Consider the following 16,415-nt stretch of genomic DNA (forward strand, 5'->3'; position numbering starts at 1 on the left):
TGGGACCATGACCGCACCCGTCCGGCCCGCAGCCCAGACCCCGATCCTCCCGGGCGCGGGGGGCCTCACCGTCGCCCAGGGTGCAGCGCTGTCGGTGGGCGCCGTGCTCGGCACCGGGGTCATCACCCTGCCCGCGCTCGCCGCGGAGGCCGCCGGCCCGGCGTCGCTCGTCGCGTGGGCGGCCCTCGTGCTGCTGTCGGTCCCGCTCGCCAGCACGTTCGCGGCCCTCGGCGCCCGACACCCGGACGGCGGTGGCGTGTCGACGTACGTGCGGCGAGCCTTCGGCGAGCGAGCCGCCGGTGCGGTCGGCTGGTGCTTCTACTTCGCCGTGCCGGTGGGGGCGCCGCCGGCGTCGATGATGGCCGGTGGCTACGTGGCCGACGCCGTCGGTGGCGGGCGGGCGACCACCGTCGCGGTGGGCTGCGCCCTCATCGTCGGCACCGGGCTGATGAACCTCGCGGGCCTGCGCTTCTCCGGACGCGTGCAGCTCGGCCTGGCCACGGTGCTCGCGCTGCTCATGACGGCGACGATCGCGTTCGCGCTCCCCCACGGCAGCACCGCCTCGCTGACCCCCTTCGCCCCGAACGGCTGGGGCGCGGTCGGGACGGCGGCTGCTGTCCTCGTGTGGGGCTTCGCCGGCTGGGAGGCCGTCGCGTCGCTCGCCGGCGACTACCGCGACCCGCGCCGCGACGTGCCGAGGGCGACGACGGTCGCGGTCGTCGTGGTCGGTGTCCTCTACCTCGGTCTGGCCACGACGAGCCTCCTCGTGCTCGGACCGGCGACCGGCCGCAGCCAGGCGCCGTTGTCGGACCTCATGGCGATCGCGCTGGGCGAGCAGGCGAGGGTCGTCACCGCCGTCGTCGCCGTGCTGCTGACGGTCGGCGCCATGAACGCGTACTTCGCCGGTGGGTCGCGGCTCGGCGCGGCGCTCGCGCGGGACGGCGCCCTGCCCGCGTGGCTCGCCCGGGGCGGCGGCCCCGGAGAGGTGCCGCGCCGCAGCATCGTGCTCGTCATGCTGCTGTCGATGCTGTCGGTCGGGGCCTCGGTCACGCTGGACCTCGGGCTGACGCCGCTCATGCTGCTGGCCACCGGCTGCTTCACGCTCGTCTACGTGCTCGGCACGGGTGCGGCGCTGCGCCTGCTTCCGCGCGGCACCGCCGGGTGGTGGACCGCGCTCCTCGCGTTCGTGTCGGTCCTCGCACTGCTGGTTGCGAACGGGGCCCACGCACTCTGGGCGCTGGGCATCGTCGCGCTCTCGCTCGCCTACCAGCGCTTCACCCGGTCCGGGGTTCCCAGCGCAGCCCCCTAGACTTCGCCGCCGTGACGACGCAGCGCGCTGAGCGCACGCCCCTGATGCGGTGGTTCCTCGACGCCGAGGAGGCCGATCCCGGCGGCTACTACGAGCGGGAGTCGGAGGCGCAGGAGCAGCAGCACGTGCAGCCGTGGTGGCGCGTCATGTGCCTCACCGGTGTCGACTACTTCTCGACACTCGGCTACCAGCCGGGCATCGCCGCGCTCGCCGCCGGCGCGCTGTCGCCGATCGCGACCCTCGTCCTCGTGCTCATCACGCTCTTCGGTGCGCTGCCGATGTACCGCCGGGTGGCGGCCGAGAGCCCGCACGGCGACGGCAGCCTGTCGATGCTGGAACGGCTCCTGTCGTACTGGCCGAGCAAGATCCTCGTGCTCAGCCTGCTCGGCTTCGTCGCGACCGGCTTCATCATCACCATCACGCTGTCCGCCGCAGACGCGAGCGCGCACCTCATCGAGAACCCCTACCTCAAGTCGACCCTCACCGGTCACCAGGTGGGCGTCACGCTGACGCTCCTCGTGCTGCTCGCCGCCATCTTCCTCAAGGGGTTCCAGGAGGCCATCGGGCTCGCCGTCGTGCTCGTCGTCGCCTACCTCGGCCTGAGCGCCGTCGTGCTCGTGCGGGGCATCGTCGAGATCGGCGACCACCCGAGCGCGTTCGGCGACTGGGTCGACGCGATGACCGCGGCACACTCCGCCCCGTTCGGCGTCATCGGCGCCGCCCTGCTCGTCTTCCCGGCGCTCGCGCTGGGCCTCTCCGGCTTCGAGACCGGTGTCGTCGTCATGCCGCTCGTCAAGGGCGACGCGACCGACACGACGGAGCAGCCGCTGGGCCGCATCCGCAACGCCCGCAAGCTGCTGACGACCGCCGCCCTCATCATGAGCGTGCTGCTCATCGGGTCCTCGCTCGTGACGACGCTGCTCATCCCGCACGAGCAGTTCGAGCCGGGTGGGCAGGCGAACGGTCGTGCCCTCGCCTACCTCGCGCACGAGCTGCTCGGCGAGGGTTTCGGCACGCTCTACGACGCGTCGACGATCGGCATCCTCTGGTTCGCCGGCGCCTCGGCGATGGCGGGTCTGCTCAACATCGTGCCGCGCTACCTCCCGCGCTACGGGATGGCCCCCGACTGGGCCCGGTCGACGCGCCCGCTGGTCCTCGTCCTGTCGTTCATCGCCGCCGTCGTGACGCTCGCGTTCCGCGCCAACGTCGACGAGCAGGCAGGGGCGTACGCCACCGGCGTGCTCGCGCTCATGACCTCCGCCGCGATCGCCGTGTTCCTGACCGAGCTGCGCCGCGGCCACCGGGGGGCCGCCGGCTTCTTCGCCGTCGTGAGCGCGATCTTCGTCTACACGATCACGATCACCATCGAGGAGCGTCCCGAGGGTCTCGTCATCGCCCTCGTCTTCATCGCCCTCATCGTCGTCATCAGCGTCTGGTCGCGGATCGTCCGCTCGACGGAGCTGCGCGTGCAGCGGGTGGTCTACGACGAGGGGGCCAGGGCGATCCTCGACGATGCGGCGCTCGGCCCGCAGCCGCTGCGGTTCATCGCCAACAAGATCAACGCCGGCGACCGCGAGGAGTACCGCGCGAAGTCGCTCGACGTGCGCATGCACAACCACCTCAACGCCCGGCAGGGCGCGATCTTCCTCGAGGTCGAGATCAGCGACGCCAGCGACTTCGCGACGACGGTGCACGTCGGCTCCGCGGTCGTCGGCGGCCACTACATCCTCCGCGCGACCGGGCCGTCGGTGCCGAACGTGCTCGCCGCCGTGCTGCTCGACGTCCGCGACCGGGTGACCAAGCCCCCGCACGTCTACTTCGAGTGGAGCGAGAAGGCCCCGGGGCAGAACGTGCTGCGCTTCCTGCTGGCCGGTGAGGGCGACATCCCACCCCTCACGCACGAGATCATCCGTCGTGCCGAGCCGGATGCGACCAGGCGTCCGCAGGTGCACGTCGGCGGCTGAGGCTCCCGTCAGCCAGGCTCCCGTCAGCCGCGTTCCCTCCACGCGTCCGGCGTGGTCCGGTAGACCCGCGACTCGCCCTCGTACCACTTCTCCATGACCCCGAGGTCGTCGAGCCCGAGACGGCGGCAGACGGCCTGGCTCGCGGCGTTCGTGGTGTGGGTGATGGCGTAGATCTCGGGAAGCCCCGCGTCGAAGCCGTGCGTGATGACGGCCGTCGCGGCCTCGGTGGCGTAGCCGTACCCCCACGAGTCGGGGTGCAGGTGCCAGCCGACCTCGACCTCTCCGTCGTCGGCGTTCGGAAGCGTCAGCAGGAGCACCGAGCCGGCCACGACCCCCGTCTCGCGCACCTCGACGGCCCAGAAGCCGAGCGGGGGTGCCTCGCTGCGGCGGTGGTAGCGGTCGATCCGTTCGTGGGCCTCGTCGAGGTCCTTCATGAGCACCGGCTCGGCGTCGCCGAGCCATTTCACGACCTCCATCCGGCTCTGGATGTCCAGCACCCGGTCCGCCTCGTCGTGCGACCAGGGTCGGATGTTCAGGCGGGGCGTCTCGAGGTGCATGGCGCCACGCTCGCACCGCGGCGCCCGCCGAGTCCACGCCTTTCCCGGCGCACGCCGGAGCCGACTCCAAGGCAGGATGGCCGCATGTCCGACACGCAGCCGGCGACGACGCCCGGCCATGACATCGCCGCGGCCTACGCCGCGGTCCGCCCGGAGGTCGAGGCCCACACCGCCCTCTTCGTCGAGATGGTGCGCGCCCTGCTCGACGAGGCCGGCATCAACTACCTGACGGTGAGCGGTCGCACCAAGACGGTGGCCTCCTTCACGGCCAAGGCCGAGCGCCGCCGCGACGGCGAGCTGCTCTACCCCGACCCGCTGGTCGACATCACCGACCAGGTCGGCGTGCGCGTCATCACCTACGTCCACGACGACGTCGCCGCCGTCGCCGAGCTGCTCGCCGAGGAGCTCGCCGTCCTCGACGACCGCGACATGGGCCTCGAGACCGCACGGTCCGGCCGCTTCGGCTACGCCAGCCGGCACCTGCTCGTCGCCGTCGACGCGAGCCGGACCATTCCCGCCGCCTACGAGGGGCTGCGCCGGCGCAGCGCCTCCGTGCAGATCCGCACGGTGCTCCAGCACGCGTGGGCCGAGTTCGAGCACGACATCCGTTACAAGGGCACGGTCCCCGAGGAGCACGCCCACGACCTCGACCGCCGCTTCACCCTCGCTGCCGGACTCATCGAGCTCGCCGACCGGGAGTTCTCGGCCATCCGCGACCGGCTGCAGATGGCGCTGCCTGCCACGCCGCCTGATGCCGCCGTCCAGGACCCGCGGATCAGCTCGCAGGACCTCGCGAAGTTCCTCGCCACGAGGTACGCCGACGCCGGCTGGTCACGCACCGACCACTACGCCTGGGTGTCCGGTCTGCTCCTCGAGCTCGGCATCACCTCGGTCGACCGCCTCGCCGAGGTCATCGAGCCGATCGACGACGTCGACCTCATCGCACGGATGGGCTACAAGTACCCGCCCGGCGCGGTGCGGCGGCTCGACGACGCCCTCCTCGCCACGTTCGGCGAGCGCTACCTCGACCTCGAGGGCAACGCCCACCGCAGGCCATCTCTCGAGGGCCGCCTCGAGCGGCTCGGCCGGGGCTGAGAAAAGACCCCGCGCACGTGTCGATTCCTGCGGGCCGAGTTCGTCAGGATGATGTGGCGAGGGTCGCCGCACCGCGCGCAGCACATCGCAGACTGCGCACCCGAGCAGAGAAGGAGCCGGCCATGGCCGACACGTACGTCTACCTCATCCACGAAGGCGACTGGAACTCCGACGCCTACCTCCCCGGCGCCTCGGCACCGGACGACGGCGCCAACTCGCTGAACGGCGGCTTCCCCGCCCACGCGGCCTTCGCCAAGGCCGTCGCCGAGATGGGGGCCCGCATCGTGACGGGGGAGGCACTGCAGGACTCGAAGCACGGCGGTCGGGTGGTTCCCGGTGCCGGCGACCGCAAGGTCGAGGACGCCGTCTACACCGACGGGCCCTTCACCGACACGTCCGAGGTGATCTCCGGTCTCTACGTGGTCGAGGCCGACGACGAGGACACCGCCCGCCGCATCGCGGCGCTCGTCCCGACGGGCGGCCACGTCGAGTGGCGCAAGGTGTTCCCGACGACGGGGATGTGAGTGCCGCTCGGTCCGGGTGAGTTCGAGGAGGCGTGGCCGCGCATCGTGCGCGCCCTCGCCTCCTTCACCGGGAGCCTCGACGACGCCGAGGAGTACGCCGCCGAGGCCGTCGCCCGGGCCGCCGCCCACGAGCGCGCCGGCGGGGCCGCCATCGAGTCGTATGCCGCCTGGTGCACGTCCGTCGCCAAGCGCGCCTGGCTCGACGACGCCCGCCGCCGCTCCGTGGAGCGGCGGCTCGCCCCCGAGCTCGCCCGTCCCGACACGGACCCCTCGTCCGACCCTGTCGACCACATCGTCAACGACCGCACCGCCATGGATGCCGACGACCTGTCCGCCCACGCCCTCGCGGGACTGGACGACCGCCTCGCACTGCTCTTCGTCGCCTGCGACGAGGCCATCTCCCCAGCCTCCCGGATGGTGCTGGCCCTGCGCGTCGTCTGCGGGCTCACCGTCCCCGAGATCGCCGGCCACCTCGGGGTGCAGGAGACCGCCGCCGCGGCGCGCCTCACCCGCGCCAAGCGCGCCCTGTCCGAGGCACGAGGCACCTTCCACGTGCCCGACGCCACCGAACGTGCGCGCCGACTGCCCGTCGTGCTCGCCTGCGTGTCAGGCATGTTCACGGTCGCGCACCGCACCGTGCTCGACCCGGCCGACGCGCTGGCCGACACCGGGCGCCAGGCCCTCTCGATCGCCGATGCCCTCGTGGCGGCCTACCCCGCTGACACCGAGGTGCGTGGGCTGCGGGCCGTCATCCGGCTCGGGCTCGCACGCCGTCCGGGCCGGGTCGCGGCCGACGGCACCGGCCTCGCCCTCGACGAGGTCGACCGCCGCACGTGGGACCGCGCCCTCCTGAACGCCGGGCTCGACGACGCCACCGTCGCGGCCGCGGGTGACGGCCGGTTCGCCATCGAAGCGGCCATCGCGGGGCTGCACTCGAGCGCGCCCACGTTCGCGAGCACGGACTGGCCCCGCATCGTCCAGCTCTACGGCGCGCTCGAGGAGCGGTGGCCCTCGCCCTCGGTGCGGGTGGCGCGTCTGGTCGCGACCGCCCAGGCGCTGCTCGTCGCCCGGGACGACGACGGCGCCGCCGACGACGGCGCCGACGACACCCCCAACGACATCCTGGTCGCGCTGGCGGAGGTGGAGCGGGAGCTGGCGTCCCTCGAGTCGCACGCTCCGGCATACGCGAGCAGGGACGCCTCCCTCGCTCTCGCCGACCTCGAGTGGCGCACGGGACGGCGGGAGCACGCGGCGGCGCGCTACCGCGACCTCGCCGAGGTCGTCGCGGTCGAGCCCCTGCGCCGGTTCTGCCTGAGGAGAGCCGGACTCACTCCCCCGTGACGCCGTCGACGTTCTCGCGCAAGAAGTCGGCGTGGCCGTTGTGGCGGGCGTACTCCTCGATCATGTGCAGCAGGATCCAGCGCAGCGTGAACTCCTGGTTCTCCTTGCGGCTCAGCGTCGCCGAGCGGAAGTCCAGGCCGCCCTCCTCGAGCGCCGCGTCGATGTCACGACGGGCCTGCTCGACCGACTCGTCCATGACCCGGCGCAGCTCCTCGGGGCTGTCGTCGGCGGCCGAGGTCAGCTCCCAGTCACGGTCGGCCTCCCAGTCGGCGCTCGCCCACGGTTCGGGCATCTCACGGCCGTGCAGGACCCGGCCGAACCAGCTCGCCTCGTTGAGCGCGACGTGCTTGAGCAGGGCGCCCAGGGTCAGCGTCGAGGGGGCCAGCCGCGTCCGGAGCTGCTCGGCCGTCAGCCCCTCCGTCTTCATGCGGAGCGTGTCGCGGTGGTAGTCGAGGAACGCGACGAGGGTGGTGGCCTCGTCGGCGGCGAGGGGCGGGTCGGTGCGCTGGGTGCTCGAAGGCGTCGTCATGGCGCCCGACGCTAGTGTCCGCCGGCTGGAAAACGCCTGCCCTTTACGCGCAGGCGGGAGCACACTGGGCGCGTGCCAACGTCGAGCCAGTGGGTCGCCTTCCTCGTCGCGTCGATCCTCTTCATCCAGGTCCCGGGCCCCAGCCTGCTCTTCACGATCGGCCGTGCCCTCACGGTCGGGCGGCGCGAGGCGCTGCTCTCGGTCGTCGGCAACGCCATCGGGGTCACGACCCAGGCGGTGCTCGTCGCGGTCGGCCTCGGCGCGGTCGTGGCCGCGAGCGTCACGGCCTACACCGTCGTCAAGGTGGCCGGTGCGGCATACGTCATCTGGCTCGGCGTGCAGGCCGTCCGCAACCGGCACGAGGCGCGAGAGGCGCTCGAGAAGCAGGTCTCGGCCAAGCGGGGGCACGCGCTGCGCATCGGCATGGTTGTGGGCCTCACCAACCCCAAGACGATCCTCTTCTTCGTCGCCTTCCTCCCGCAGTTCACCAACGCGGCCGCGGGGCACGTCGCCGTGCAGATGGCGGTGCTCGGCGCGGTCTTCGGCGCGCTCGCCATCTGCAGCGACAGCGTCTGGGCGCTGCTGGCGGCCCGAGCGCGGGAGTGGTTCGCGCGCAAGCCTGCTCGCCTCGACAAGCTCGGCGCCACGGGCGGCGTCATGATGGTCGGGCTCGGCGCCGTCATGATCGCCCGAGAGTAGCGGCACGAAGACGCGCCGTTCCCAGACTTCTCTGCTTGACTGCCATCGTGACGACCCCTCAAGTCACCGCAGCCGACCCGAACCCGTCGACTCGGGCTCGGGAGCACGAGCGTGCCGTCGCCGCCGTCCAGAGGGCGTATGCCGCCCTCCCGCCCGACCGGCCGGTGCGGCTCGCGAAGCGCACGTCGAACCTCTTCCGCGTACGCAGCGACACCGGCACCCCGGGCCTCGACCTGTCGGCCCTGCGCGGCGTCGTGGAGGTGCGGCCGGGTGTCGACGGCGCGCCGGCCACTGCACGCGTGGGCGGCGTGACGACCTACGAGCAGCTCGTCGACGAGCTGCTGCCGCACGGCTACGTGCCGCTCGTCGTGCCGCAGCTGCGCACCATCACGATCGGCGGCGCCGTCACCGGCCTCGGCATCGAGGCCGCGTCCTTCCGCAACGGGCTGCCGCACGAGTCGGTGCTCGAGATGCGAGTGCTCACGGGCGCGGGCGAGGTCGTCACCGCGACCCCTGACGGCGAGCACGCCGACCTGTTCCGCACCTTCCCCAACTCCTACGGCTCCCTCGGCTACGCCCTCGACCTCGTCATCGAGCTGGAGCCGGCCCGGCCCTACGTCGCCCTGCGGCACGAGCGCTTCGACTCCGTCGCCGCCCTCACCGACGCGGTCGGCCCCGTCATGGAGTCGCACACCTGGGACGGGGACCGTGTCGACTTCGTCGACGGGGTCGTCTTCGGCCCGACCGAGGCGTACCTGACGCTCGGGCGCTGGACCGACCACCTCGAGGGGCAGCGCCGGCCCAGCGACTACACCGGCGAGCAGGTGTTCTACCGCTCGATCCAGCAGCGCCGCACCGACGTGCTCACCGCCCACGACTACCTCTGGCGCTGGGACACCGACTGGTTCTGGTGCAGCCGCGCGTTCGGCGCGCAGCACCCGACGATCCGGCGCCTCTGGCCCAAGCACCTGCTGCGCAGCGACGTCTACTGGAGGATCGTCGCCTTCGAGAACCGGCACCACGTCATGTCGCGCATCGACCGGCTGCGCCGGCTGCCCGACCGTGAGCGCGTCGTGCAGGACGTCGAGATCCCGCTCGAGCGCACGGCCGAGTTCGTCGACTGGTTCCTGCGCGAGGTCCCCATCGAGCCGGTCTGGCTGTGCCCGATCCAGCTGCGCGACAGGGGAACCGGCACGCCCTGGCCGCTCTACCCGATGGCCCGCGACGAGCGCTACGTCAACGTCGGCTTCTGGTCGTCGGTGCCGATCGAGCCGGGTGCCGTCGACGGTGACGTGAACCGGCGCATCGAGGCCGAGGTGACCCGGCTCGGTGGCCACAAGTCGCTCTACTCCGACGCGTACTACGACGAGGCGACGTTCGCGCGTCTCTATGGCGGCGACGGGTACGCGCCCGTCAAGGACCGCTACGACCCGGGGGGACGTCTCCCCACCCTCTACGAGAAGGCGGTGCAGGCTCGATGACCATGACGGTGGGACAGGCCTTCGACCTCGTTTTCGGTAGCGACGCCCCCGTGCGGCTCGTCGCGTGGGACGGCTCGGCGGGCGGCAGCCCCGACGGGATCGTCATGCGGCTGACGAACCCCGAGGGACTCAACCACCTGCTGACCGGCGGCTCCGAGCTGGGCCTGGCACGCGCGTACCTGCTCGGCGACCTCGTCATCGAGGGCATCGACGAGGCCGACCCGTACGAGGTGCTGCGGCTCATCGGTGACGGCCTCACCCCGCGCCGGCCCAGCGTGACGGAGGCGGCTGAGCTGGCGCGGTTCGTGGCGCGGCACCGGCCGCACCCGCCTCGACTGCCGCGCGAGGAGACACCCAGCCAGCTGCACCGGATGGCGCAGGGGCTGCGGCACGCGAAGGGTCGCGACGCCGCCGCCATCAGCCACCACTACGACGTGTCGAACGCCTTCTACGAGCGCGTGCTCGGGCCGTCGATGACCTACACGTGCGCCTGCTTCCCGACCGAGAACGCCTCGCTCGAGGAGGCCCAGGCCTACAAGTACGACCTCGTCGCGCAGAAGCTCGGCCTCCGACCGGGCATGCGCCTGCTCGACGTCGGCTGCGGCTGGGGTGGGATGGTGCGGCACGCGGTGAAGCACTACGGCGTCACCGCCCTCGGCGTCACGCTGTCGCGCGAGCAGGCGAGCTGGGCCAGGGCCGCCATCGAGGCCGACGGCATCGCCGACCGGGCCGAGGTGCGGCACGGCGACTACCGCGACGTGACGGAGCGTGGCTTCGACGCCATCAGCTCCATCGGGCTCACCGAGCACATCGGCGTCGGCAACTACCCGGCGTACTTCCGGTTCCTGCGGGACCGCCTGCGCGACGAGGGCCGCCTGCTCAACCACTGCATCACCCGGCCCGACAACAGGCACGACGGCCTCCCGTCACGCGGCTTCATCAACCGCTACGTGTTCCCCGACGGCGAGCTCACCGGCAGCGGCCACATCGTGCGCGTCATGGAGGACGAGGGCTTCGAGGTGCGCCACCACGAGAACCTCCGCGAGCACTACGCCCGCACGTGCGCGGCGTGGAACGCGAACCTGCGCAAGCACTGGGACGAGTGCGTCGAGCTGGCCGGCATCGGGACCGCGCGCGTGTGGGGTCTCTACCTCGCCGGTTCGCGACTCGGCTTCGAGAACAACGGGATCCAGCTGCACCAGGTGCTGGCGTCACGCACGAGCGCGGAGGGCGTCTCGGGCTTCCCGCTCCGACCCCAGGTGGAGCCGACGCGTCAGCCGGAGCCGCCCAGGTCGACGTCGTAGGCCTCGTAGACGAGGTCGCCGCCCTTCTGGCGGTGGCGCACGAGCCGGCCCATGAGCACGGTGAGCTCCTCGCGGAAGACGGGCAGGTCGGCCATCGTGCCGCCGTGCTCGAGGACGGCGAGGTAGCCGTGGATCGCCTCGCGCAGGTCCTGGTGCTCGGCGAGCAGCCGGTTGACCTTGCCGATGAGACGTGGGGCCGTGCGCGTGGCTCGGTCGTAGATGCCGCCCGGGCTCTCGGTGAGGGCGACGTGGTCGTCGAAGTCGTGGGCGAGCTCGGCGAGCGCGGCGCGCACGCGTTCGCGGAACATGCCGCCACGCGCGATCGGCGCCTCGAGGGCGAGGTCGACGGCGGCCACGGACTCACGCAGCTCGGCGCGGTGCAGGCGCACCCGCTCGAGGTGGCGCGCGAGGTCTTCCGACGTCACGACGGCCGGATGGTCGTCGACGACGGTCGGGCTGGGGGCGTTCGGCTGCAGGTTCATGGCGCCACCTCCGTGCCCTCCATGGTCCCCCCGGGTGCCCGGTTCGTCCAGACCTCGCACGGGCGCCTCACGGGCGGCCGTCAGGCGAGGGAGAGGAAGAGCTTCTCCATCTTCGCGACGTCGACGCCCTCGCCGTCGGGGTTCGCGAGGCACTCGCGCAGACCGGAGGCGATGACCGCGAAGCCGGCCCGGTCGAGTGCGCGGGAGACCGCCGCCAGCTGGGTGACGACCTCGGCGCAGTCGCGCCCCTCCTCGATCATCCGGACGATGCCACCGATCTGACCGCGGGCGCGGTTGAGGCGGCGGATGACGGACTGCATCTCGTCGAGGTCGAGCTCCACGGCACGCTCCTATGGCAGGCAACCCTCGGCGACGTCTCGATGGTACCCGGGGTCGTATGCCGTGTGCGGGCCAATCGACGGGTGCGCCCGGGTCCGCAGGGAGACGACGCGTCGGCAGGTCAGCCAGGCCGTGGCGCGTACATGATGAGGCCGACGCCCACGAGGCAGACGAGCGCCCCGGCGACGTCCCACCGGTCGGGCCGGAAGCCGTCGGCGACCATGCCCCAGGCCAGCGAGCCGGCGACGAACACCCCGCCGTAGGCGGCGAGGATGCGCCCGAAGCTCGCGTCGGGCTGCAGCGTGGCCACGAAGCCGTACGCGCCGAGGGCGATGACACCCGCTCCCGCCCAGAGCCAGCCCCGGTGCTCGCGCACGCCCTGCCAGACGAGCCAGGCACCACCGATCTCGGCGAGGGCAGCGACCACGAAGAGGACGACGGAGCGGGCGACGGTCACGGGATGTCCCCGGCGGCGCGGCGCTCGTCGTCGCTGCGCAGGATGCAGAACTCGTTGCCCTCGGGGTCGGCCATGACCACCCAGCCGCGGCCGTCGTCGGTGCGGCAGTCCTGGTCGACGGTGGCGCCGAGTGCCAGGACGCGCTCGACCTCCTCGTCGCGGGGGCGGTCGGTGGGGCGCAGGTCGAGGTGCACGCGGTTGCGCACCACCTTGGCGTCGTCGACCTGGATGAGCAGCAGCCGGTGGGACCCGTCGGGCGAGAAGATCAGGCACTCGTGGTGGCCGGGCTCGTTGGGGTCGTCGGGGTCCTCGTGGTAGCCGAGCAGGTCGGCCCACCAGACCGACTGCGCGTAGGCGTCGAGGGCGTTGATCGTCGTGTGCGAGAGGGCCAGTGCCATGCCGCACATCCTGCCGGTGACGCCGTCGGCACAACCACCGGGTTCGTCACCGGACGCGTCAACCCCGGTTGACGAACCCGAGGGCGACTCGTACCGTTGTCAACACAGGTTGACAACGGTACGAGGGCGTGAGGACCGGAGCCGACGATGGAGGTCGAGGAGATGCTGAAGCTCGCGCGAGCGACCGGCGACGACGACCCGCGCGCGGCGCTCGCGGCCGCGCGCGAGCTGCGCCGCGAGGCCGACCGCACCGAGGCGACCGTCGTGCGCCGGGCCCGCCTGCAGGGTCTGTCGTTCGCCGAGATCGCCGAGGCCCTGGGCGTGAGCCGGCAGGCGGTGCACAAGAAGTACGGCCGCCGCTGACGGGCCTAACCCTCCCGGCGCAGCACGACGACGGTGTCGAGCGCGACCCGCTGTCCTTCGTCGGAGTCGACCGGGCGCTCCCGGATGCCGGACCGCTCGACGGTGACGGGCAGCCCCTGCGCGGCGTCGAGCACCGCGTCGGGGTCGTAGAGCACCGCTGGGTCGCTCGGACCGCCCCAGCCCTCCGCGAGGTTGCGGCCGGCGTGCCCGACGACGACCACGCGCCCACCAGGGCGCACGGCGGTGACAGCGGCCCGCAGCGCACTGCGCCACTCGTCGGCGGGCAGCTGCAGGTAGCTGAGCAGGGCGAGGTCGTACGAGTCGGGGTCGCCGGGCGGCGCCACCGTCGCGTCACCGACGACCGGGGTCAGCCGGTCGGCGTCGTGGCCGAGCCGGTCGGCGGCGAGCGATCGCATCCGCTCCACCGCCACCGCCGAGTAGTCGAGAGCCACGACGGACCAGCCCTGCTCGACCATCCAGATCGCGTTGCGCCCCTCCCCCGCAGCGAGGTCGAGGGCACGACCCGGCGTCATCGGTCCGATGATCTCGGCGACGAACCGGTTCGGCTCGACCGACCACACGAGGTCGTGGGCGGCATACCGCTCGTCCCAGGCCTTGGCGTCCACGGGCTCTCCTCCTGCTTGTCGACCACCCGGTGGCAGCCGCGAATCCCATTGTGACGCCGCCCGTCTCGTTCGTCACGATCCCCGGACACCACCCCAGCCCCGGCGTAGCGTTGAGCGTGGAAGGGGTGCGCATGATGAACGTCCTCATCGTCCACGAGTCCATGTTCGGCAACACCCGGGAGATCGCGGCGGCCATCGCCGCCGGCCTGAGACGCGGCAGACCGGAGGACGACCGGAGCGTGCGGCTCGTCCACGTCGACGACGCGCCCGTCACCATCGACGACGACGTCGACCTGCTGCTCGTCGGGGGCCCCACGCACGCCTTCGGCATGACGCGCCCGGAGACGAGGCAGGACGCCACGACGAAGGGCGCCACCTCGTCCCGCGAGGGCCTGCGCGAGTGGATCGCCTCGCTGACGCCACGGGCGGACCTTCCCGTCGTCACCTTCGACACGCGGGTCCACGTGCGGATGCTCCCCGGATCCGCCGCGCGTTCAGCGGCCAAGCGTTGCGCCACAAGGGCTTCGAGCGGGCTGAGCAGGGCGAGACGTTCTGGGTCGAGGGAACGCCCGGACCCGTCGTGACCGGGGAGGTCGAACGCGCCGAACGCTGGGGCGCCGAGCTCGCCGCGCGCGTCTCGCACGGCGTCTCGTGAGGCGCCTGCGACCGATCCGCTAGAGCGACCCGAGCCACGGCTCGAGGTGACCGAGAACCTCCTCGGGAGCCTCGAGCTGCGGCGTGTGCCCGATCCCGTCGAGGTATGCCGTCCGCCACGCCGGGTTGAGCCGCGCGGTGCGCTGGGCGGCTCCGACAGGGACGAGCCGGTCGCGGGTGCCGTGCACGAGCAGCACCGGCTGGCGCACGCCGGCGATGAGGGCGTCGTAGCGCCGGGGCCGGCGCAGCATCGCGAGGATCGAGCGCGCCGCGCCGAGGAACTCCGTCTCGGAGATGCCGTGCTCGCGGCGCCAGGCGACGAGGCGCACGCCCGCGTCGACGACGTCGGGATCGGCCCGCTTCGGGTCGGCGAAGCAGAGGTCGACGGTGCCGAGCACCCGCTCGCGGTCGGTGTAGCGGGTGTTGAGGCTCCGGACGAAGCGCTCGCCGACCCGAGGCACGGCATACAGGCCGAAGGTGAGCGCCACCTGGGGGTCGGGACGCAGGCCGGGCGTCGGCAGGGACGGGTCGACCAGCGCCAGGCCGGCGACCTGCTCGGGGCGACGGTGGGCGAGCAGGAGCGACACCATGCCGCCCATCGAGTTGCCGACGAGCACGGCCGGGCGGCCGAGCACCTCGTGGACGAAGCGGCTGAGCATCGCGGCGTTGTGGTGCACCGTGGTCGACCGCCCCTCGGCGGGGCTCAGCCCGAAACCGGGCAGGTCGAGGGCGACGACGCGACGCGAGCGGGCGAGCGCCGGCGCGATGCCGACCCAGTTGAGGTGCGAGCCGCCGAGGCCGTGGACGAGCACGACCGGCGGATTGCCGGCGGAGCCGTCGGGTGCCTGGTCAGGGCCGCCGAAGTCGACCCAGTGCACCGGCCCGTCGAGGTCGAGCGTGTGGCTGCGACCGCCCCACGGGGCGGCGAGACCGAGGGGTGCCGTGGCCGGCAGCGTCGTCATGACCGCACGGTAACCCCTCCGGCCGGGCGCCGCCGACCGGTCCCGACCGTGCCCGTGGTCACTACCGCGCCGCTGCGCGCTCCGACGCGTGGGCGGCCCGTGCCCTCAGGTGCCTGGCCTCCGGCGCGTTGCCGGTGAGATCGGCGGCCCGCGACCACTCGGCCGCGGAGTCGGCCCAGCGCCCCACCCGCCCGAGCAGCTCGGCCCGGACGACGTGGAAAGGCGTGTAGCCCTCCAGCCCGAGGCGCCGGAGGTCCGACAACGCTGCCTGCGGCCCGTCGAGCTCGGCCACGGCGACGACGCGGTTGAGGCGCACGACGTCGGTGGGCGCGACGCGCAGCAGGTGGTCGTAGAGCTGCACGATCTGCGCCCAGTCGGTGTCGGCCGCCCTGGTCGCATCGGTGTGCACGGCATTGACGGCGGCCTGCAGCTGATAGGGCCCGGGAGCGCCCCGGCGCAGGCACCGGCGCACGAGGTCGTGACCCTCCGCGACCATCGCGGCGTCCCACCGCGAGCGGTCCTGGTCGGGGAGGAGCACGAGCTCGCCCGCTGCGTCTGTGCGCGCCGGCCGTCGCGCCTCGGTGAGCAGCATCAGCGCGAGCAGGCCCATGGCCTCGGGCTCGTCGGGCATCAGCTCGACGAGCACGCGCCCGAGCCGGATCGCCTCGAGGGCGAGGTCGGGCCGGCCGAGCTCGTCGCCCGAGCTCGCGGTGTGGCCCTCGTTGAAGACGAGGTAGATGACAGCGAGCACCGCCGCGAGCCGGCCCGGCAGGTCCGCGTCACGCGGCACGCGGTAGGGGATGCCGTTGTCGCGGATCTTCTTCTTGGCCCGCACGATCCGCTGCGCCATCGTCGCCTCGGGCACGAGGAAGGCGTGCGCGATCTCGGGGGTGGTGAGCCCACCGAGGAGGCGCAGCGTGAGGGCCACGCGCGCCTCGGGCGACAGCGCCGGGTGGCAGCAGGTGAAGACGAGGCGCAGCCGTTCGTCCTTCACCGGCCCCTCCTCCCGGGGCTCCGGCGGCGCGTGGACGACGAGGGCCTCCGCGTGTCGGGCCTCGCGCGTCGACTCGCGCCGCAGGCGGTCGATCGCCCGGTGGCGCGCGGTCGTGATGATCCAGCCGGCCGGACTCGGCGGCATACCTTCTCGGGGCCACCGCTCGACCGCCACGGCGAACGCGTCCTGCACGGCGTCCTCGGCGAGGTCGATGTCGCCGAGGGCGCGGATGAGGACGGAGACCGCGCGGCCGTGCTCGGCACGGAAGACGCGCGCGATGTCCGCACCGGTGACGGCACCTCGGGCACCGGCTGCACCGGCCGGGTCGTCGACCACG

19 protein-coding genes are annotated in these 16,415 nt (G+C 72.8%); 10 read left to right on the forward strand and 9 right to left on the reverse strand.

Features of this window, described 5'->3' with window-relative positions:
• The first annotated feature begins 7 nt into the window (after positions 1-7).
• Together ACXR8F_RS13780 and ACXR8F_RS13785 are read left to right on the forward strand one after the other, a co-directional pair.
• The gene (locus tag ACXR8F_RS13780) at positions 8-1,309 is read left to right on the forward strand and encodes an APC family permease (protein WP_458801263.1); all 1,302 of its coding nucleotides are present in this window, start codon (positions 8-10) and stop codon (positions 1,307-1,309) included.
• A 44-nt stretch (positions 1,310-1,353) separates the two neighbouring features.
• Positions 1,354-3,273, forward strand: a complete 1,920-nt coding sequence (locus ACXR8F_RS13785; protein ID WP_458801381.1) for an APC family permease — start codon at positions 1,354-1,356, stop codon at positions 3,271-3,273.
• A 23-nt stretch (positions 3,274-3,296) separates the two neighbouring features.
• Here ACXR8F_RS13785 and ACXR8F_RS13790 read toward each other — a convergent pair whose 3' ends face one another.
• Entirely contained in the window at positions 3,297-3,830 is a 534-nt protein-coding gene (locus ACXR8F_RS13790) for a GNAT family N-acetyltransferase (protein WP_458801265.1), read from the reverse strand.
• Positions 3,831-3,914: 84 nt separating this feature from the next.
• On the opposite strand from ACXR8F_RS13790, the gene ACXR8F_RS13795 reads away from it, so the two are divergent.
• From ACXR8F_RS13795 to ACXR8F_RS13805, 3 genes are all read left to right on the forward strand, one after another.
• Positions 3,915-4,925 carry a GTP pyrophosphokinase gene (locus ACXR8F_RS13795; RefSeq protein WP_458801267.1) on the forward strand — a complete coding sequence of 337 codons (1,011 nt, stop codon included), beginning with the start codon at positions 3,915-3,917 and terminating at the stop codon, positions 4,923-4,925.
• A gap of 122 nt (positions 4,926-5,047) precedes the next feature.
• A complete protein-coding gene (locus tag ACXR8F_RS13800) occupies positions 5,048-5,449 on the forward strand; it encodes a YciI family protein (protein ID WP_458801269.1) in 402 nt (133 codons plus the stop codon).
• Complete coding sequence (locus tag ACXR8F_RS13805; protein WP_458801271.1) at positions 5,450-6,790, forward strand: DUF6596 domain-containing protein; 1,341 nt, start codon at positions 5,450-5,452, stop codon at positions 6,788-6,790.
• On the opposite strand, the gene ACXR8F_RS13810 is transcribed toward ACXR8F_RS13805, so the two are convergent.
• The gene (locus ACXR8F_RS13810) at positions 6,777-7,319 is read right to left on the reverse strand and encodes a DinB family protein (RefSeq protein WP_458801273.1); all 543 of its coding nucleotides are present in this window, start codon (positions 7,317-7,319) and stop codon (positions 6,777-6,779) included. The two genes, ACXR8F_RS13805 and ACXR8F_RS13810, sit on opposite strands and share 14 nt — an antisense overlap.
• Before the next feature lie 72 nt (positions 7,320-7,391).
• Here ACXR8F_RS13810 and ACXR8F_RS13815 point away from each other — a divergent pair, with 72 nt between their 5' ends.
• The 3 genes from ACXR8F_RS13815 to ACXR8F_RS13825 are packed head-to-tail and all read left to right on the forward strand — an operon-like array spanning position 7,392 to position 10,803.
• A complete protein-coding gene (locus ACXR8F_RS13815) occupies positions 7,392-8,018 on the forward strand; it encodes a LysE family translocator (RefSeq protein WP_045192110.1) in 627 nt (208 codons plus the stop codon).
• A gap of 47 nt (positions 8,019-8,065) precedes the next feature.
• Positions 8,066-9,499 (forward strand): FAD-binding oxidoreductase, encoded by a 1,434-nt coding sequence (locus ACXR8F_RS13820; protein WP_458801274.1) that lies wholly within the window; start codon positions 8,066-8,068, stop codon positions 9,497-9,499.
• Positions 9,500-9,501: 2 nt separating this feature from the next.
• On the forward strand, positions 9,502-10,803 hold the full coding sequence (locus ACXR8F_RS13825; RefSeq protein ID WP_458801276.1) for a class I SAM-dependent methyltransferase: 1,302 nt from the start codon (positions 9,502-9,504) through the stop codon (positions 10,801-10,803).
• Here the strand turns inward: ACXR8F_RS13825 and ACXR8F_RS13830 are convergent.
• The 4 genes from ACXR8F_RS13830 to ACXR8F_RS13845 all read right to left on the reverse strand — a co-directional run bounded on the left by ACXR8F_RS13830 (position 10,773) and on the right by ACXR8F_RS13845 (position 12,479).
• A complete protein-coding gene (locus ACXR8F_RS13830; protein WP_045192114.1) occupies positions 10,773-11,285 on the reverse strand; it encodes a hypothetical protein in 513 nt (170 codons plus the stop codon). The two genes, ACXR8F_RS13825 and ACXR8F_RS13830, sit on opposite strands and share 31 nt — an antisense overlap.
• Before the next feature lie 80 nt (positions 11,286-11,365).
• Complete coding sequence (locus ACXR8F_RS13835; protein ID WP_045192115.1) at positions 11,366-11,626, reverse strand: metal-sensitive transcriptional regulator; 261 nt, start codon at positions 11,624-11,626, stop codon at positions 11,366-11,368.
• A 119-nt stretch (positions 11,627-11,745) separates the two neighbouring features.
• Positions 11,746-12,081 (reverse strand): YnfA family protein, encoded by a 336-nt coding sequence (locus ACXR8F_RS13840; RefSeq protein ID WP_458801278.1) that lies wholly within the window; start codon positions 12,079-12,081, stop codon positions 11,746-11,748.
• Positions 12,078-12,479 carry a VOC family protein gene (locus tag ACXR8F_RS13845; RefSeq protein ID WP_045192116.1) on the reverse strand — a complete coding sequence of 134 codons (402 nt, stop codon included), beginning with the start codon at positions 12,477-12,479 and terminating at the stop codon, positions 12,078-12,080. Before ACXR8F_RS13845 ends, ACXR8F_RS13840 begins: the two co-directional genes overlap by 4 nt.
• 147 nt (positions 12,480-12,626) lie before the next feature.
• Between ACXR8F_RS13845 and ACXR8F_RS13850 the strand changes: the two genes are divergently transcribed.
• A complete protein-coding gene (locus ACXR8F_RS13850; RefSeq protein ID WP_045192117.1) occupies positions 12,627-12,842 on the forward strand; it encodes a sigma factor-like helix-turn-helix DNA-binding protein in 216 nt (71 codons plus the stop codon).
• A gap of 5 nt (positions 12,843-12,847) precedes the next feature.
• Here ACXR8F_RS13850 and ACXR8F_RS13855 read toward each other — a convergent pair whose 3' ends face one another.
• Positions 12,848-13,468 (reverse strand): class I SAM-dependent methyltransferase, encoded by a 621-nt coding sequence (locus ACXR8F_RS13855; RefSeq protein WP_458801281.1) that lies wholly within the window; start codon positions 13,466-13,468, stop codon positions 12,848-12,850.
• Between the two features lie 131 nt (positions 13,469-13,599).
• Here ACXR8F_RS13855 and ACXR8F_RS13860 point away from each other — a divergent pair, with 131 nt between their 5' ends.
• Positions 13,600-14,052 (forward strand): flavodoxin family protein, encoded by a 453-nt coding sequence (locus ACXR8F_RS13860; RefSeq protein ID WP_458801283.1) that lies wholly within the window; start codon positions 13,600-13,602, stop codon positions 14,050-14,052.
• A 90-nt stretch (positions 14,053-14,142) separates the two neighbouring features.
• On the opposite strand, the gene ACXR8F_RS13865 is transcribed toward ACXR8F_RS13860, so the two are convergent.
• Together ACXR8F_RS13865 and ACXR8F_RS13870 are read right to left on the reverse strand one after the other, a co-directional pair.
• Positions 14,143-15,084, reverse strand: a complete 942-nt coding sequence (locus ACXR8F_RS13865; RefSeq protein WP_458801285.1) for an alpha/beta fold hydrolase — start codon at positions 15,082-15,084, stop codon at positions 14,143-14,145.
• A 61-nt stretch (positions 15,085-15,145) separates the two neighbouring features.
• A complete protein-coding gene (locus tag ACXR8F_RS13870; protein WP_458801287.1) occupies positions 15,146-16,414 on the reverse strand; it encodes an RNA polymerase sigma factor in 1,269 nt (422 codons plus the stop codon).
• Position 16,415 lies beyond the last annotated feature (1 nt).

The sequence above is a fragment of the Terrabacter sp. AAH1 genome, from assembly GCF_054456855.1.

Coding starts and splice junctions, on each gene's coding strand:
- ACXR8F_RS13780 (WP_458801263.1), top strand. CDS start 8: ATGACCGCACCCGTCCGGCCCGCAGCCCAGACCCCGATCCTCCCGGGC.
- ACXR8F_RS13785 (WP_458801381.1), top strand. CDS start 1,354: ATGCGGTGGTTCCTCGACGCCGAGGAGGCCGATCCCGGCGGCTACTAC.
- ACXR8F_RS13790 (WP_458801265.1), bottom strand. CDS start 3,830: ATGCACCTCGAGACGCCCCGCCTGAACATCCGACCCTGGTCGCACGAC.
- ACXR8F_RS13795 (WP_458801267.1), top strand. CDS start 3,915: ATGTCCGACACGCAGCCGGCGACGACGCCCGGCCATGACATCGCCGCG.
- ACXR8F_RS13800 (WP_458801269.1), top strand. CDS start 5,048: ATGGCCGACACGTACGTCTACCTCATCCACGAAGGCGACTGGAACTCC.
- ACXR8F_RS13810 (WP_458801273.1), bottom strand. CDS start 7,319: ATGACGACGCCTTCGAGCACCCAGCGCACCGACCCGCCCCTCGCCGCC.
- ACXR8F_RS13825 (WP_458801276.1), top strand. CDS start 9,502: ATGACGGTGGGACAGGCCTTCGACCTCGTTTTCGGTAGCGACGCCCCC.
- ACXR8F_RS13830 (WP_045192114.1), bottom strand. CDS start 11,285: ATGAACCTGCAGCCGAACGCCCCCAGCCCGACCGTCGTCGACGACCAT.
- ACXR8F_RS13845 (WP_045192116.1), bottom strand. CDS start 12,479: ATGGCACTGGCCCTCTCGCACACGACGATCAACGCCCTCGACGCCTAC.
- ACXR8F_RS13850 (WP_045192117.1), top strand. CDS start 12,627: ATGGAGGTCGAGGAGATGCTGAAGCTCGCGCGAGCGACCGGCGACGAC.
- ACXR8F_RS13860 (WP_458801283.1), top strand. CDS start 13,600: ATGATGAACGTCCTCATCGTCCACGAGTCCATGTTCGGCAACACCCGG.
- ACXR8F_RS13865 (WP_458801285.1), bottom strand. CDS start 15,084: ATGACGACGCTGCCGGCCACGGCACCCCTCGGTCTCGCCGCCCCGTGG.